Origin of the sequence: Psychrobacter sp. NPDC078501 (genome assembly GCF_044900935.1) — a bacterium.
Taxonomy (GTDB): domain Bacteria; phylum Pseudomonadota; class Gammaproteobacteria; order Pseudomonadales; family Moraxellaceae; genus Psychrobacter.
In genome coordinates this window covers 605,144-622,389 of the sequence record NZ_JBJDOS010000002.1, presented here as the reverse complement: position 1 = coordinate 622,389, position 17,246 = coordinate 605,144, and the positions used below count along the sequence as shown (strand labels likewise).

Here is a 17,246-nt window from a genome sequence, read left to right as displayed (position 1 = left end):
TAGATAGTGTCTACTATTAATATAATTTTATAAAACTATTATGCGTGAGTTTTGACATGAAATCAGTAGCGATTTCAAAGAAAATTCAGCAATTGGACTGATACACTTTATTAATACGCATAAAAAAACCAGCTAAGAATAACTTAGCTGGTCTTTTTGACTCAAAATAACTGAGTGCTTTAGCGACTAATTAGCAGCTGTAGTACATGTCAAATTCAACAGGGTGTACAGTTACGTTCAGACGTTGTACTTCTTCTTCTTTCAAAGCGATAAACGCTTCTAGCATGTCTTCAGTGAATACATCGCCTTTTAATAAGAAATCATGATCGTCACGCAGTGCTTGCAATGCAACATCTAAGCTCTCTGCAACCGTTGGGATTTGTGCTTCTTCTTCTGGTGGCAAGTCATACAAGTTTTTGTCAGCAGCTTCACCTGGATGCATTTTGTTTTGGATACCGTCAAGGCCAGCCATCAATAGTGCAGCAAACGCTAAGTATGGGTTAGCCGTTGGATCAGGGAAACGTGCTTCTACACGTACCGCTTTCGGGCTGCTCACGTGTGGAATACGGATAGATGCTGAACGGTTAGATGCTGAATAAGCAAGTTTGATAGGCGCTTCATAATGAGGAACTAGGCGCTTATAGCTGTTCGTTGATGGGTTAGTAATCGCATTCAACGCACGAGCATGCTTGATAATACCGCCAATGAAATACAACGCTGTTTCAGACAGGCCAGCATACTCATCGCCAGAGAATGTGTTTACACCGTCTTTTGAGATTGACATATGTACGTGCATACCTGAACCGTTATCACCAACGATTGGCTTAGGCATAAAGGTCGCTGTTTTGCCAAACTGATGCGCAACGTTATGAACAACATATTTCAATTGCTGAACTTCATCCGCTTTACGTACCATCGTGTTGAATGCAACACCGATTTCAGACTGGCAAGAAGCAACTTCATGGTGATGAACTTCAACCGAACCTTCACCAACGATTTCTTCGATGCGTTCACACATAACAGCACGCATATCATGTGAGCTATCGATCGGTGGTACTGGGAAATAACCGCCTTTCACACGTGGGCGATGCGCCATGTTGCCCCACTCGTAAGTCTCGTTAGTCGACCATGCTGCTTCTTCAGCCGTGATTTTATGACTAACGCCAGACATATCGACTGACCATTTAACATCGTCAAATACAAAGAACTCAGGCTCTGGACCGAAGTAAGCAGTATCACCGATACCAGTAGACTTTAAATACTCTTCAGCGCGACGTGCGATAGAACGTGGGTCACGGTCATAACCTTGTAGCGTTGATGGCTCGATGATATCGCAAGTCACTACCACAGTCACCGCGTCAAAGAACGGGTCAACAAAAGCAGTTTCTGGATCAGGACGCAAGATCATATCTGACGCTTCGATACCTTTCCAACCAGCGATTGATGAGCCATCAAACATTTTGCCATCTTCCATGACATCTTCATCAACGGTATGCGCTGGGAAGCTGATGTGCTGCTCTTTGCCGCGTGTATCAGTAAAGCGAAAATCAACCCATTTAGCATTAGAGGATTGGATAAGATCTAATAGTTTATTCGACATGAATAGTCTCCGTTGTGTTGATCACGTAATTGCGATTTAAAATTATTAATATGATGTTCTTGTCCAAGAATGTCAGATGTGCTCTCAATACTAAAATAGCGCATTCGATATTATGCTTATTATCAGCACTATTTTGTGTATTAGTCAAGATGCTCATCTAAAGCGTTTACTCAATCAGACCAATATTTGTGCACATGGTCTAACATACGCCAATTCAATCCTAACGACATTCTAGCAATATACAACTCATAATGCTGAACTCTTCGAGCTCTTGTTAATAATTATTCTTAGACCAGTTTTTTGGCTTTAAAAATAATCATAACAGCAATAATGCAAAGGCTATGCCAATGTATTGACACTCCAACTCCAGATATAGTTGTAGGCAGATATAATTACCAATAATTACAGTGATTTATATATTTAATATCATTGGATATTAATTAATTCCCATCAAATTAATTGTTAGGGCAGCACTCAATTAGAGCACCAGTTGAGAACCAAAGGCACTTAATTGGTGCAAATACAAGTATGTTAATTCTTGAAATGCTACTTTCTGGTGCAATGTTAATATCTGAATTTATAACATTGTCTCTGGGCAAACTATCCTAGTTATCGACATAATAATAAAAAATATGTTTTTACTTGGTGCTTACTTAGATAGCCTATACCCTACATTTGATAGAAAACAAAATAGTGGTAAGATAACCGCGCGCAATAACCCCCTCTGTTATAGTCATAGCTGCTTGTCTTTGACAATCAAGTGACTCGATAACAGTGAAAACCAATTTCATGTTAAAAATATAATAAAACTGATAAGTTGAAGCCTTAATGATTTTGATGATCGATAATTACGATAGCTTTACGTACAATATCGTACAGTACTTCGGTGAGCTAAAGCAGGACATCACTGTCTGGCGTAATGATCAGGTCAGCATTGAGCAGATTAAAACCCTTGCACCTGATGTCATTGTGATTGGCCCAGGTCCGTGCGATCCTGACCATGCGGGTATTTCGCTGCAAGCCATTGAGACATTTAAAGGAATTATTCCTATACTGGGTATTTGCTTGGGTCATCAAGCTATCGGTCAAGCCTTTGGCGGTCAAGTGGTCAAAGCTGGCGAAGTCATGCATGGCCGCTTATCAGCTATCTATCACAACGAGCAAGGTGTGTTTGCTGGATTACCTAACCCGTCACAGGTTACGCGTTATCATTCGCTCGTCATTGACAAGACAAGCCTACCAGACTGCCTTGAGCTCACCGCATGGACACAGAATACTGATGGTAGTATTGAGGAAATCATGGGTATTCGTCATAAGGCGTTTGCTGTAGAAGGTGTTCAGTTCCATCCTGAGTCGATATTGAGCGAAGCAGGTTATCAATTGCTCAATAACTTTTTACAGACTCATGGATTGGCTACTCTGACATCCGATGAGCTACCACAAGTTGGCTAGATTTGACTAAAAGCACGTCGGTAAAAAATACTGCTTTCATAAGCCCATGCCAAATTCCACACAGATTCATATAAAAAATAATAGTAAGTGAGACTACAATGAGTACGACAACAATAGAAGAAACGCACACACCAGAGAGTATTGCAGAATTGTCTGATGAGCAAACGCATCAATTGCTAACCACAGCTTTGGGTAGAATATTTCAACACATTGACTTAACCTTTGATGAGATGTATCAAGTGATGCTCATCATCATGCAAGGTAGATGTAGCGACGCTATGATGGGCGCTATCTTGACAGGCCTACGCATGAAAGGCGAATCCATCGACGAGATTACTGCATCAGCCAGCGCCATGCGTGCACTAGCCGCCAACATTAAACCAAAGAACTGCGACTACTTGGTAGATATCGTTGGTACTGGCGGCGATGGTGCTAATCTGTTCAATGTCTCGACTGCGTCGGCATTGGTTGTTGCGGCAGCTGGTGCACAAGTTGCTAAGCACGGCAATCGCGGCGTCTCAACCAAATCTGGTAGCTCAGACTTACTTGAGCAAGCAGGCATCAGTCTAGCGCTCACGCCAGAGCAGGCGAAAGACTGTATCGAAAACCAAGGTATTGGATTTTTATTTGCACCCAATCATCATAGTGCCATGCGTTATGCCAACCCTGTACGCCGTGAGCTAAAGGCACGTACCATCTTTAATATTTTAGGCCCATTGACCAACCCTGCTGGCACGCCAAACTTAGTCATTGGTGTATTTACTGCGCAGCTATGTGAGCCGATTGCCAAAGTAATGAAAAACTTAGGCGCACGTCATGTCATGGTAGTAGGCGCGAAAGATGGTCTTGATGAAATCAGTCTTGCGACTTCGACCACAGTCGCTGAGCTAAAAGATGGCGAGATATCAGTCTATGACATGATGCCAGAAGATGCGGGTATCGAGTCACAAACTCTTATTGGCCTCGATGTCGACTCTCCAGCACAAAGTCTTGAGTTGATTCGTGCTGCGCTATCTGGAGCCGACACTCATGACCGTGCCGTACTTAAAGCACGTGATATGATTGCGCTAAATGCAGGTGCCGCGATATACACCGCAGGACTTGCCAGCAACTACCCTAACGGTGTTAGCCGAGCACAAAAAATTATTCAAAATGGCGATGCTTTACTAAAACTTGAGTCTTTGGCCAACTATACCCAACAGTTAGTCGCTCAAGGTTAACTTATAAGCACTAATCTACTGTCTATAGTCAAGAAAACCTAAAACGGATGCAAGGCCGCCAACCATAGATTGTACATCTAAGAAGGGTAATGCCGTAGCCGCTTAGTAGTTATTAATAGCTCTCTGACTATATTTACATTTAACGATATTCGGATACCCGTATGACCACAACCCATTCAGACATACCATCAGTGCTACAGCGCATTGTCGCCACCAAAGTAGAAGAAGTAAAAGCCGCTCGCGAAGCATTGTCTCTAGAGGACTTGAAAGCACAGGTCGCAGCTGATGATAAACCGCGTCGAGGTTTTGCCGCGGCATTACGTGCTGCTGGCACTAAAGAAAATGGTATCGGTATCATTGCTGAGATTAAAAAAGCCTCGCCGTCTAAAGGCATTATCAATCATAACTTTACCCCTGCTCTATTTGCGCAGCAGTATGAGCAAGCGGGTGCTAGTTGTCTGTCTGTATTGACCGACCGTGATTACTTTCAGGGTGATGACAGCTACCTTATTCAAGCAGCTAATACCTCAAGTCTACCGATATTACGTAAAGACTTTATGATTGATGTCTATCAAATCTATCAATCTTACCTAATGGGCGCTGACTGCATTCTACTCATTATGGCTTGCCTAGATGATGCGCAAGTGCAAGAGCTACATGCACTCAGTATTGAGCTTGGTATGGACGTATTGATAGAAGTACATACCCAATCTGAGCTTGAGCGTGCGCTACAGTTGCCACGCTCAGCGCACAATATTTATGGTATCAATAACCGTGATTTAAATACCTTTGATGTGGACCTGCAAACCACGCTTGATCTGAAAAATATTTTAAACGATGCACTCGCTGCTGATGCTAATAGCACTGAGCAAAAACCACTTATCGTGACCGAGAGCGGCATTCATAGCAGTGATGATATTCGTCTTATGCTAAGTAATGATATTCAGCACTTTCTAATCGGTGAACAATTTATGAAAACTGATCATCCAGGGCAAGCGTTACAATCCCTACTTGCGGGCGTCGCAGCAGACGGGTAAAGTAACTCAATAATTTATGATTAAATATATGCTAATAGCTTGAACAATATGTGCGCTATAGACATAGTTCAATCAACCATTCATCAATCAACGATACGTTAACTTTTATGTCAAACTCTCTGTTTTCAAAAGAAATGCAAGACCAGCTCAAAGAACTCAAAGGCCAGCTGAGCAAAGGCCGTGATACCAATTCACCTGAAGGTGAGAATCAAAAGCCAACTGAGCCGGTGTCGCTACCGACTCAAAAGCAAGTAAAAAAGACAGTTAAGCAGCTAGATAGTGAGCATATCGATGACGATAAAGTTCTATTTATGCAAGCCATGCACGGTGTCAATCAGCTAGAAGACAAAAATGTCCGCTCACCTGCCAGCGCAACTAAAGCAGGTAAGCCTGATGCAGCGACACTATCAAAACGTGCTGCGGCTCAAGGTAGTGAAGCCAGTGATCTAGGCGCAGGTTTGTCAGATATGCAAGCACTACTGAACCCTGTTGCTGCTGAAGCTTATTTGTCTTATAAGCAACCAACACTGCAAAATAAAATCTTTGATCAGCTCAAAAAAGGCAAGCTACGTTGGTATGATGCGGTAGATATCCATGGCTGTACGATAGAAGAAGCTCGCGAAGCGATGACTCAACTATTGAGCCAAGCCAAGCAGAAAAACGAAACTATGGTAAAAATCGTCCATGGTAAAGGTAGCGAAGCGATTCTAAAAACCTGTATCAATGGCTGGTTGCGTCAATTGCCAGAAGTATTAGCTTTTTGCTCTGCGCCACCAAAAGATGGTGGTAACGGTGCTGTACTAGTACTACTTAAAAAACCTAAAGCAGATGGCGAATAGGTCTATTGTTAGTGATACGGTACTACATCAAAAGGACTGCTTATTTGCAGTCCTTTTTTTATCAATCACTTATGGTCTAGAGGTAGACTGCAACGATGTTTCCTTCAATGAACGCTCTCTTTAATGTACATTCCATTTAATGTGAGCTTCTCACCTTTTATTAATATATAGACTTGAGCACCTTCTAATTAGCAAAGCGAAATCACTATGAACATACAGACTATTGAAAACATTAACGAACTAGAACAGCAAATTGCTGCACTGATTACCATTGAACCAAGGTTCGCCCCTGTCCATAAGCAGGTCGGCACACCTAATCTTAGGCACAACGCAGGTGGGTTTGAGCAGTTGATGAGAGCGATGGTCGGTCAGCAGTTATCAGTTGCCGCCGCTGCCAGCATTTGGAAACGGTTGGTTGATGCAGAATTGTTCACCCCGCAAGCTATACGCGAGGCGACAGATGATACTTTGAAGACACAAGGATTGTCTAAGCAAAAAACTCGTTATGTGCGTTCATTAGTAGATCATGATATAGACTTTGCAGCCTTAGAAACTTTGCCAAATGAAGAAGTCATAACAACCTTGACAGCCGTGACAGGGATTGGACGTTGGACAGCTGAGATGTATTTATTATTTTCATTAAAACGTGCAGACATACTTGCAGTCGATGATTTGGCCATTAAAGTTGCAGCCATGGAGTTGTTAGGCTTAGCAGAGCGCCCAACACCCAAGCAGCTAAAAGACTTAACTCAGCATTGGTCACCTTATCGTAGCGCTGCCAGTCTACTGCTTTGGTCGTACTACGGTTTATTACGTGATAAAACCGCAGTACCTTTATAACTAATTGAGCAAAAAACATAGCCAGTGTTATTCACTACCATTCGTGAGCAAAGAGTCTCTTTTAAGGCTGGTTCCATATAGAAAAGCCAATTTTTCTTTTGGTATGCTTAAACTTACTTTTTCTTAGCATATGACTTTTATGCTTTAGTGCCTTAAGCGCACCACTTCTGCTGACGGTCGCCATAGAGAATTTGTGGTGACTTGCAACATCATTTTTAGCCTTGTCGCTATCTTTACGAAGATTAACGCCATCGTCGTTGTAATCTTTCCTGTATACGCTTGTGTTTACTTCCTTGTTATCAGACACTTCATTACTAGCAGAGTTACTACTGTTATCTGATTCATCAGTACTACTTCCCACATGATGTTCAAGTTCAGCTTGATTAACAATCAACTGCTGAGTCGGCAATGCATGTTCTACTTTATATTTCGCGACTTTCTTTAATATATCGACAAACAAAGCGTTTTGTTTGTCATAGAACTCAATGATACCAATAGCATTCACATAAGCTTGCAACTGAATAACATAGCAATCTTGGCGCAACTCCAAAATATTGACCTGATTCCATTCTTGATTGGTCAAATCATGCTCTTTTATAAATTCATCCAAGTCATTAACCATTTTGAATATTACGTCAAGATCAGCGGTACGCTTAATATATAAGTAATGGAAAAAACGAAACATATCGCGAGAGGTAAAGTTTTCGATCTGCATCGATGAAAAATCACCATTTGGTACCGTAACAATCGTCCGCGACAAGGTTCGTACGCGCGATGAGCGAATACCAATATCAATAACTGTGCCTTCGTAAGTACCAAACTTACAATAGTCACCGATACGCACAGGTGAATCTGCGACGACGACGACACTACCAACTAAGTTTTCAATCGTCTTTTGCGCACCAAGGGCCAACGCCAAACCACCCACACCCAGTGCGGCAATACCAGTGGTCAAATCAAAACCCAAATTGCCAAAAATAACAATCACTGCAAATATCAGTAATAGCGCTTTGACAACCTTGCGCATCAGTCCCAAAATTGAGACACGCTCAGTATAGTTTTTCTTGTAGCTTAGATTTACCGCTCGAGTAAATATCGCATCGATCACTCGTAATAGTAGCCAAGTCAGCGCCAACCAAGAAGCAATATCCGTAAAGCGATTGACCGGCTCACGCAGGGTCACCGAAACCCCTGCATAAACCATAACTTCAGATAGTATCAGGGCCATGATCACAACAGATAATGGCAAAATAACTTTGTCGGGCAATGGCAACGGCGTCCCGCGCACACGCGGATATACAATCCTTAATAAGTGGTATAGCAACCATACCGCGACATAAGTAAGTACAAAGCTAGTCACAATCATGGTGAGCGCGGCGACCAAATCAGCTAGTTGATAGCCAAAAAGCTTTTTACCATCTAAAGAATCAACCGTATAGCGAGAGACCAAAGTCGGCTCAGTATTTTCTATCACTTCTGGTACTGAGGTCAGTGTATCGCTAGAGAATTGCCAATATTGTTCGTTTTGTTTTGAGACCACCCTTTCTAGCAATAGCGGAACACTTCGCTCCCCGATATTAATCACACCGACATTTTCTTGGCTAGGTGGCAGTTGGTCAGTTAGATTACCCTCAGGTGAATTGCTAATCTGTAGATCCGGCTGAAAACGCCCTCCTGCATCCAGTGCCTGTTTGAACTGTCGCACAACGGTCGTTGGGTTATCGGACTTTGATAAGTTGAGATAATTACTTGCCAGCAAATAATCATTTTCGCCCAACGCACTGATAAACCCTTGTACCGTATGACGCGGCGTATCTCGTCCGAATGAATCAGGCAATGGCGTACTTACTGTCTCTCCACTACTGTCATTACCCACTCCAAGCGCACCAGCCTCGACAGCATAGGCATTATTTGGCAAGGCAATACTCAACAGCATAGTCAGTAATAGCATTGCGACTATAAATGGCATCTTAGTAATAACAGGGAATAAATTAGGCGAAGGACTGGGAGTCAGATTGTGCTTGATAGACAAAACAAACCTCTTAGTTTAAATGGCATGATAAATGACAGGTGGCGTCCATACTATAGTAACAATTATTTATAACAGCAGTGCTTTTGATTACGCAATTTTGTAGCTAACTGTATTGGTATTTGGTTTCTTACTCTAGGTGTGCTTCTAATAATAGGTGTTTTTAAGGATAGGCTTCTCTTATAAAGTTGAATTATTTCTCCTAGAATTTCTAAGTAAAGTAATTTTTAACTGACTATTTAGCAAGCCAACCTGAATAACATTCAGCCTAACCTGAGTAAACATTAGGTTAAAGTAGTTTATAAAGCAGGACAATTTGTAGATAATGAGCACAGTTTTGCTTATATACTGTTTTTTGTAACTTTTGACCCCTTTTACGTCATAATAGTTACCTCTCATTTCTGCATTTTTAACTTGATTACTTTGGAATCGACTATGTCTGTATCACGTGCATCTTCACGTACCTATCTTCGTTTAAGTATTTTGAGCGCGCTTGGCTTACTAGCAGTAAATACTGCAATGGCAGCCACTTCTGAAAACACTTCCATTGACGATAGTAACTTACCACAAGTTGAGCTTGACGAAATCGTAGTAACAGCGACTCGCACACCTACTAAAGTCAGTAATGTGATTGCTCAGACACGGGTTGTAAATAGTAAAGAGCTTAAACGTTATCAAGGTCAAACAGTATTAGAAGTACTAAAACGCCAGCCTGGTATCAGCCATTATACAAACGGCGGCATGGGGACGGTTTCAAACCTTTATATGCGTGGCTACGATGGCAAGCAGATCTTAGTACTGATTGATGGCATACGCTATAGCTCATTAAGTACAGGTACTAGTGCCCTAAACTTACTACCAGCAGACCAGATCGATCGTATCGAAATATTATACGGCGCGTCAGGCTCTAGTATATATGGTGCAGATGCAATGGGCGGTGTCATTCAAGTATTTACCAAAGGCAGCAATGTTGAAAAGACTAACTACTCTGTAACTGCGGGTGTCGGCTCGAATGATCAGTACCTATATGGCGCGAGTGCACAGTTTGCCAATAATACTGGCACAGCCCTTAGCCTATCAGCTAGCCACAATGAAACAGACGGTATCAATGCCACGCTACCCGATCCTAGTAACCAATATGCTCCTTACAACAAAGATGACGACGGTTTTGAAAGTGATAATGTGAGCATTGCTTTGAATCAGCGTATTAATGATCAATGGTCGGCAGGTGCTAGTGCACTGTACAGTGAATCAACGACTTATTTTGATAATGGTGCGGCGCAAAATGTCTATTCTGATCAAGAAACGGGCGCAGCTCAAGCCTTTATCGATTGGCGTTATCAGCCAGGTGCTTCGGTGAAGCTGCAATATGGTCATTCTATTGATAATATAGATACTGAAACCTATGCCAGCAATTATGATACCGAACAAGATCAAGTTAGCTTAGTAGGTCAGCACTCACTACCTATCGGTACAGGTGTCTACGGAGCAGAATATTTAAACCAAAGTATCGATACCACTGACTATGATGTTGATGATCGCGATGTCACCAGTGCTTTTTTGGGTTATGTGCTAGCCAACGATAAGTTCGATGCACAAGCAAACCTACGTTATGATGATAATTCGCAGTATGGTGATGAGACCACTTACAACCTAGGTGGTGCGCTACACATCAATCCTAACCTACGTATCGGTGCCAGTTATGCTAAAGGTTTCCGAGCACCTAGCTTCAATGACTTATACTCACCTTTCGGCGGCAATGCCGAACTAACACCAGAAGCCAGCGATAACTATGAAGCCTTTATTGAATATGACACAACTATTCAATCTACACGCTTGACTGGCTACCATAATAAAGTTGACGACCTAATCAGCTATGTATCAAACCCCACTCCTAGCAACCCATATGCAGGTGCTAGCGAAAACGTCAATGAAGCTAAAATAAAAGGGATCACGCTAACATCAGACTGGATAATCGATGACTACTTATTTGGTGCGAGTTATGACTACCAGCAAGCAAAAGACAGCAGTGGCGGTAGTAATGATGGTAATTTCCTTGCCGTTCGTCCTGAGCACAAAGGTCTGATTTATGCAGGCTATCGCCTATCAAGCTTTGATATTCGTGCCGAGTATGAATACGTAGGCGATTATTATAGTAATACTGCTAATGCAGAGTCGCAGTTTGTCGATCATTATGGATTGTTCAATATTAGCGGTAACTATCAGTTAACTGATAATCTTACTATGACTGCTCGTTTGGATAACATCACCAATGAGAAATACATCACGCTACCTGGTTATGATACTGACGGTATCAACTACTTTACCTCTCTAACTTACAACTGGTACTAAGCTGACTTAGTACTATAAAACACTAGCGCTTAACTAAATATAAAAGGTCATCTACAGGTGGCCTTTTTTTTACCTATGGAAAATATACAGGTACTTATGCCATGACTGCCTATCATTTATCTAAGTCAATAGGTGACAATTAACCACTCATCTATTACAATAACGACCTCCGAGAGGTGTTGCGCCATAACAGTGATTTACTGCATTAACATTCTATAGTTATGCAATCACAGGTTATGTTAGGCTCGGTTAACTGTCGAGAGACCATATTTTTGGTCGCTCACAGCGCAAACAACGGCACCTGCGTTTTTATTCTTTTTATCATTCGTTAACCACTGATAGGAGCATATTATGGACGCAGTGTCTACTACACCATCTGCCCATACGATCGATCCCTCTTTCACTGACTATAAAGTCGCTGACATCAGCCTTGCTGATTACGGCCGTCGTGAAATCACCCTTGCTGAAGCCGAAATGCCTGCCCTAATGGGCTTGCGTCGCCGCTACGAAGCAGACCAGCCGCTTAAAGGCGCGAAAATCGCTGGCTGTATCCACATGACTATTCAGACTGCCGTACTTATCGAGACACTAGTCGCGCTAGGTGCTGAAGTACGCTGGACATCATGTAACATCTTCTCAACTCAAGACCATGCTGCTGCTGCAATTGCTGCTGCTGGCATCTCTGTCTATGCTTGGAAAGGCGAAACAGAAGAAGAGTACGAGTGGTGCCTACGTCAGCAAGTACATGTTGGCGGCGAAGCGTCAGGCCAACTTTGGGATGCTAACTTAATTTTAGATGATGGCGGTGATTTGACTGCTTTGATTCACAGCGATTATGCAGAGCTGCTTGATAACATCCATGGTATCTCAGAAGAAACCACTACTGGCGTTCATCGCTTGGTTGAGATGCTTGGTAAAGGTACGCTTAAAGTACCAGCTATCAATGTCAACGATGCGGTTACCAAGTCTAAAAACGACAACAAATATGGCTGCCGTCATAGCTTAAACGATGCTATCAAACGTGCTACCGATATGTTCCTTGCTGGTCGCCGCGCTTTGGTTATCGGTTACGGCGATGTAGGTAAAGGCTCTACGCAAAGCTTACGTCAAGAAGGCATGATCGTACGTGTTTCAGAAGTTGATCCTATCTGTGCTATGCAGGCATGTATGGACGGTTTTGAAGTATTATCACCATACATCGACGGTGATAACACGGGCGGCGCAGCCAGCATCAACAAGCGCTTGCTTGAAGACACTGACATGATCGTCACGACTACTGGTAACTATCACGTTTGTGACCGTCATATGCTAGCAGCCCTTAAGCCTGGTGCTGTTGTATGTAACATCGGTCACTTTGACACCGAAATCGACACACAATTCATGCGTGACAACTGGCGCTGGGTTGAAATTAAGCCACAAGTTCATCAAATCTTCCGTTCAGACGATGAGAACGACTATTTGATCTTGCTTGCTGAAGGTCGCCTAGTGAATCTAGGTAACGCCACTGGTCACCCATCACGCGTGATGGACGGCTCATTTGCCAACCAAGTATTGGCTCAAATGTATCTGTTCGAAGAAAAATTCGCTGACTTGCCAGCTGACCAACGTACTGACAACCTATACGTAAAAGTATTGCCTAAAAAGTTAGACGAAGAAGTGGCCGCTGCGATGGTTGCAGGCTTTAACGGTACGCTAACTAAGCTGACCCAAAAGCAAGCTGAGTATTTGGGTGTGCCAGTTGAAGGTCCATTCAAGCCTGATGCTTATAAATACTAAAAGGAGCCTGACTGTGAGTAAGCCTGCTTTCTCCTTTGAGTTCTTTCCTGCGAAGACCGAGCAAGGTCACGAAAAGCTTCTCAGCACGTATGATGAGCTTAATAAGTTGTCACCAGCTTATTTTTCGGTAACTTATGGTGCGGGCGGTTCAACCCGTAGCCGCACCTTAGATATCGTACAGGCACTAAGTGCGCGTGGTACCACTGAAATCGCACCGCATATGTCTTGTATTGGCGATGACAAAGCTGAAATCGCTGAATTGCTCGAGTATTATAAGACTTTAGGTATTAGACGCTTAGTAGCGCTACGCGGCGACTTGCCATCAGGTCAGGTGGGCATGGGTGAACTACCATTTGCGGTAGATTTGGTAAAGTACATTCGTGAGCATTCGGGTGATCACTTCCATATCGAAGTGGCCTCCTACCCTGAAATGCACCCACAAGCGCGTAGCTTTGAGTTTGATATCGATAACTTGGTAAATAAGTACCAAGCTGGTGCCAATGCGTCGATTACCCAGTTTTTCTACAACGCTGACAGCTATCTGTACTTGCGTGATAAGCTAGAGAAACGCGGTATTGACACAGTATCTCAGCCTTTGGTTGCTGGTATCATGCCAATTACCAATTCAAGCAATCTCTTGCGTTTTGCTGATAGTTGTGGTGCTGATATTCCGCGCTATGTACGTAAACAGTTGACGGATTTTGGCGATGATAGTAAGGCTATTCGTGAGTTTGGCTTTGATGTGGTTTATCGCTTGTGTGAACGTTTGATTGCCGAGGGCGTACCTGCCATGCATTTTTATAGCATGAACAAAGTTGAGCCAAACAAACGCTTAGTAGAAGCTTTGGGATTGACCGCTTAAACTTGTAAGCATTCTAGAATATCCTTTAATCATTCCTGAACACATTATCAATGACTGGCGCTTCTAGGAGCGCCAGTTTTTTATTGTCAAAATTCTGACCAATAGCCCTTTACAGTCTTATTCATACACTTTATCTTATTTAATTTTTAAAAATTTCTTCACTGTGTAATAATGCTGCTCTAAGAATAATTTTCTTTATTAAGAAAAATTCTCATAAAACAAATGTCATTAATTGGCTCAAGTGATATTCTATAGATCTAATAATAATTACACTCAATCAAATAATAGGAATAAGACCACGTGCGACGTTTTTTTTATGCCATTAACAACGACAACGCTGATGCCTCACCACTACCTAAATTGGGTGAGTTACCGCTAGGTAGCAATGTCGAATTACCTGATAGTGTTGTCCATCACTGGTGCCGTGTACTACGAGCCAATATTGGGGATCAAGGGATTTTGTTCGATGGATTTGGCGGCGAATATACAGTAGAGCTACAGGCAATCAGTAAAAAAAATGCCACGGCTACTTTGCTTACACATATAGACGACGATCGTACGCCGCTTACTATCACTCAGATTGGTTTGGTAATGAGCCGCGGTGAGCGTATGGATTACGCTATTCAAAAAGCAACTGAGCTTGGGGTGACTGCCATTCAGTTGCTCAGCAGCCACCATGGCGAAGTCACATTAAAACCTGCTCAAGTTGAAAAGAAACTGGCGCACTGGCAACAAGTAGCGATTGCAGCTTGTGAACAATGCGGTCTTAATCGTCCACCTCTTATTCTTGCGCCACAATCTATCAACGAATGGCTAAGCAATACCAATTCTGATGCTAAGACTACTGACGTTACGAAGGCGCAAATGGCCGTCAGTTCTATCGTTTCTGTGCTTAGTCATGATCCTTACTACCAAGTATTAGCAAACGCTGCAGATCTATGTATGCAAATGAGCGTACCAGCAGCAGGACAACCTGCCATGCCTAGCGCTCTATCTGATATTCTCAAACAACAGACCCCTTATATCAAACTGTTGATCGGGCCTGAGGGTGGCCTGAGTCAAGATGAATGTCAGAAAGCGGAGAGTGTTGGCTTTAAGCCTTGGCAGATCGGGACAAGAGTCTTGCGTACCGAGACTGCACCAGTGGTAGCGTTAGCTACTTTACATGCTTTAAGCACCTAGTAAAAACTGATAAGTACTAGTATGACTATCGTAGTTTTTATCTTTTATGCTTATAGTCCAAAATAACGTCTGTTCTGTATCGTACATAGTAAAGTGCGATGCCAACTCAATGTTAATAAATTGATAATGCAGTTCTTATTTTTATAAGCCCTTATCTTTTGTGAGCCACTATTATGAGCAATTTTGACACTATTCCAGTATCAATCAAGCAGCAGTTGATGAGTACGCTATGTGAACAGCTTGAAGACGCCATATTTGTATTAGATGATAATTTACGTTATTTAGCGGTCAATGCCAGTTATGAGCTTATGATTGGCTACAAAGAAGAGTTCTTGGTTGGTCGGCCACTTGGTATTTATGCTGCTAAGTTTTTATCAGAAGCAGAGCAGCTGATCTTGAAAGACATCAGTAAAAACCTAGACAGTCATGGATTTTACGAACTTGATTTTTCGATGATCAATCGTTATGGCGAACCTATCGATTGTCATGTCACTTATCGCAAGATTTATGTCGAGCAGACAGCCTACCATGTCGGTATGCTACGTGACATGTCATCCGTTATCAAAGATCAAAAACAGGTCGCGCATTTACTCAACTATGATCAGCTCACAGGCCTCCCTAACCGCAAAGTATTTTTGAGCCAGACAAGTGACATGCTATTGGATAGTTACCAAGAGGTTGTCCTTGTACGCTTAAACATTGACCGCTATCGCAATCTTGCCAGCCTACTAGGGCCTGATGGTGCCAATGATTTAATAAAAAACTTTGTAGAAGAAGTCGAGAAGCTCAAACTACGTAATTTACGCTCCTTTTCTCACTTCGGTGGTGATGATTTTGCGCTACTGTTTGAAGTTAAAGATGCCAATATGGTACGTCATCAACTAGACACACTCATGCAAATGTGTGAACGCCCCTTCTCTACTGATAAGAGCCATGCGACAGATGCAAATATCTATTACCATATCTCTGTGGGTGTCAGCTGTTTTCCAAAAGATGATAACGAAGTAACCGGTTTATTGACCAAAGCAGAAAAAGCGCTGGACTATGTCAAGCAGCACGGTGGTGATGATATTCGCTGGTACGATGAGGCCATTGAAAGCGCCACCGCTGGTAGCTTAGAGTTAGAGTCTGAGCTTAGGACTGCTACCCTTGAAGGTCAATTCGTTCCTTATTATCAGCCAAAGTTCTCATTAGAGACTGGGGCTATCACAGGTTTTGAAGCATTGGTACGTTGGCAACACCCTACTCGCGGATTACTCAAGCCCGTTCATTTTATCAATGCCATTATCGCGCACAAGCTCTCCTTTGATTTATTTTCGCAACTGGCCATCAAAATCGTCAAACAATTATCCGTTTGGCAACAGCAAGGGTTTCATCAACACGTCTGTATCAACGCTGATGCCGCTGAGTTCAGCCACCCTGACTTCTTTGATATGGTAAGCACACTACTGACAGAAAATGACATTGCTGCCCATCAATTGCATATTGAAGTGACCGAGTCGTCTTTGATTCAGCGTCATGACAATGTAAAAAAACAGCTTAACTCGCTTAGAGAGCTTGGCGTACGGCTAGCGCTCGATGATTTCGGTACTGGTTATGCATCATTGAGCTACTTGCAAGAATACCCATTTGATTTTATCAAGATCGATAAGAGCTTTATCTCCAATATTGAAACCGATCGTACCCAGCACGCGATTGTAAAAGCCATTTTAGACTTAGCAGTCGCTTTAGATATGCAAGTCGTTGCTGAAGGTATCGAAACTAAGCAGCAGCGTGATGTGTTGTTAGATATGGGTTGCAAAATTGGTCAGGGCTATTGGTTTAGCAAACCCGTGGCTGCTGATGTCGCCACTGCGATGCTGCTTAAACAAAATGCTTCTGAGTAAACGCTAAGCCATTCGTTATAAGTTATAACTTATTAATCATAAACTACTATGTTAAGACTCCTAGCATACGAGCATGTTTGATGTTTATCACGTTTATATCTGTGAAATAACTTACATGCTCGGTTCTACCAAATAGTGTTGTAATTTATACTGATGCGTTTGTCTTTCTGG

12 protein-coding genes are annotated in these 17,246 nt (G+C 42.5%); 10 read left to right on the top strand and 2 right to left on the bottom strand.

Going from position 1 to position 17,246, the window contains the following annotated elements:
- Positions 1 to 190 precede the first annotated feature (190 nt).
- Positions 191 to 1,600, bottom strand: coding sequence for a type I glutamate--ammonia ligase (gene glnA / locus ACI2IW_RS05540; protein ID WP_057760355.1), 1,410 nt, complete (start codon positions 1,598 to 1,600; stop codon positions 191 to 193).
- Between the two features lie 828 nt (positions 1,601 to 2,428).
- Here glnA and ACI2IW_RS05535 point away from each other — a divergent pair.
- The 5 genes from ACI2IW_RS05535 (at position 2,429) to ACI2IW_RS05515 (ending at position 6,988) form a co-directional block, all read left to right on the top strand.
- Positions 2,429 to 3,052 (top strand): anthranilate synthase component II, encoded by a 624-nt coding sequence (locus ACI2IW_RS05535; RefSeq protein WP_404692938.1) that lies wholly within the window; start codon positions 2,429 to 2,431, stop codon positions 3,050 to 3,052.
- 98 nt (positions 3,053 to 3,150) lie between these two features.
- Positions 3,151 to 4,272, top strand: a complete 1,122-nt coding sequence (trpD, locus tag ACI2IW_RS05530) for an anthranilate phosphoribosyltransferase (protein ID WP_341609253.1) — start codon at positions 3,151 to 3,153, stop codon at positions 4,270 to 4,272.
- A gap of 161 nt (positions 4,273 to 4,433) precedes the next feature.
- A complete protein-coding gene (trpC, locus tag ACI2IW_RS05525) occupies positions 4,434 to 5,309 on the top strand; it encodes an indole-3-glycerol phosphate synthase TrpC (protein ID WP_404692937.1) in 876 nt (291 codons plus the stop codon).
- A 107-nt stretch (positions 5,310 to 5,416) separates the two neighbouring features.
- On the top strand, positions 5,417 to 6,148 hold the full coding sequence (locus ACI2IW_RS05520) for a Smr/MutS family protein (RefSeq protein WP_179798976.1): 732 nt from the start codon (positions 5,417 to 5,419) through the stop codon (positions 6,146 to 6,148).
- 207 nt (positions 6,149 to 6,355) lie between these two features.
- A complete protein-coding gene (locus ACI2IW_RS05515) occupies positions 6,356 to 6,988 on the top strand; it encodes a DNA-3-methyladenine glycosylase family protein (RefSeq protein ID WP_404692936.1) in 633 nt (210 codons plus the stop codon).
- A gap of 61 nt (positions 6,989 to 7,049) precedes the next feature.
- Here ACI2IW_RS05515 and ACI2IW_RS05510 read toward each other — a convergent pair whose 3' ends face one another.
- A complete protein-coding gene (locus ACI2IW_RS05510; protein WP_404692995.1) occupies positions 7,050 to 8,957 on the bottom strand; it encodes a mechanosensitive ion channel family protein in 1,908 nt (635 codons plus the stop codon).
- 495 nt (positions 8,958 to 9,452) lie between these two features.
- Between ACI2IW_RS05510 and ACI2IW_RS05505 the strand changes: the two genes are divergently transcribed.
- The 5 genes from ACI2IW_RS05505 to ACI2IW_RS05485 all read left to right on the top strand — a co-directional run bounded on the left by ACI2IW_RS05505 (position 9,453) and on the right by ACI2IW_RS05485 (position 17,075).
- Positions 9,453 to 11,369: a TonB-dependent receptor plug domain-containing protein gene (locus ACI2IW_RS05505; protein ID WP_404692935.1), complete on the top strand. Its 1,917-nt coding sequence runs from the start codon at positions 9,453 to 9,455 to the stop codon at positions 11,367 to 11,369.
- 351 nt (positions 11,370 to 11,720) lie between these two features.
- Positions 11,721 to 13,145: an adenosylhomocysteinase gene (gene ahcY / locus ACI2IW_RS05500; RefSeq protein ID WP_191113667.1), complete on the top strand. Its 1,425-nt coding sequence runs from the start codon at positions 11,721 to 11,723 to the stop codon at positions 13,143 to 13,145.
- Entirely contained in the window at positions 13,129 to 14,007 is an 879-nt protein-coding gene (gene metF / locus ACI2IW_RS05495; protein WP_404692934.1) for a methylenetetrahydrofolate reductase [NAD(P)H], read from the top strand. Before ahcY ends, metF begins: the two co-directional genes overlap by 17 nt.
- A 300-nt stretch (positions 14,008 to 14,307) precedes the next feature.
- Positions 14,308 to 15,189: a 16S rRNA (uracil(1498)-N(3))-methyltransferase gene (locus ACI2IW_RS05490; protein ID WP_404692933.1), complete on the top strand. Its 882-nt coding sequence runs from the start codon at positions 14,308 to 14,310 to the stop codon at positions 15,187 to 15,189.
- 173 nt (positions 15,190 to 15,362) lie between these two features.
- Positions 15,363 to 17,075 carry a putative bifunctional diguanylate cyclase/phosphodiesterase gene (locus ACI2IW_RS05485; RefSeq protein WP_404692932.1) on the top strand — a complete coding sequence of 571 codons (1,713 nt, stop codon included), beginning with the start codon at positions 15,363 to 15,365 and terminating at the stop codon, positions 17,073 to 17,075.
- The last annotated feature ends 171 nt before the right edge of the window (positions 17,076 to 17,246 follow it).

Excerpts from the sequence above, each read along its gene's own strand:
- glnA (WP_057760355.1), bottom strand. The coding sequence starts at position 1,600 with ATGTCGAATAAACTATTAGATCTTATCCAATCCTCTAATGCTAAATGG.
- ACI2IW_RS05535 (WP_404692938.1), top strand. The coding sequence starts at position 2,429 with ATGATTTTGATGATCGATAATTACGATAGCTTTACGTACAATATCGTA.
- trpD (WP_341609253.1), top strand. The coding sequence starts at position 3,151 with ATGAGTACGACAACAATAGAAGAAACGCACACACCAGAGAGTATTGCA.
- trpC (WP_404692937.1), top strand. The coding sequence starts at position 4,434 with ATGACCACAACCCATTCAGACATACCATCAGTGCTACAGCGCATTGTC.
- ACI2IW_RS05520 (WP_179798976.1), top strand. The coding sequence starts at position 5,417 with ATGTCAAACTCTCTGTTTTCAAAAGAAATGCAAGACCAGCTCAAAGAA.
- ACI2IW_RS05515 (WP_404692936.1), top strand. The coding sequence starts at position 6,356 with ATGAACATACAGACTATTGAAAACATTAACGAACTAGAACAGCAAATT.
- ACI2IW_RS05510 (WP_404692995.1), bottom strand. The coding sequence starts at position 8,957 with ATGCCATTTATAGTCGCAATGCTATTACTGACTATGCTGTTGAGTATT.
- ACI2IW_RS05505 (WP_404692935.1), top strand. The coding sequence starts at position 9,453 with ATGTCTGTATCACGTGCATCTTCACGTACCTATCTTCGTTTAAGTATT.
- ahcY (WP_191113667.1), top strand. The coding sequence starts at position 11,721 with ATGGACGCAGTGTCTACTACACCATCTGCCCATACGATCGATCCCTCT.
- metF (WP_404692934.1), top strand. The coding sequence starts at position 13,129 with ATGCTTATAAATACTAAAAGGAGCCTGACTGTGAGTAAGCCTGCTTTC.
- ACI2IW_RS05485 (WP_404692932.1), top strand. The coding sequence starts at position 15,363 with ATGAGCAATTTTGACACTATTCCAGTATCAATCAAGCAGCAGTTGATG.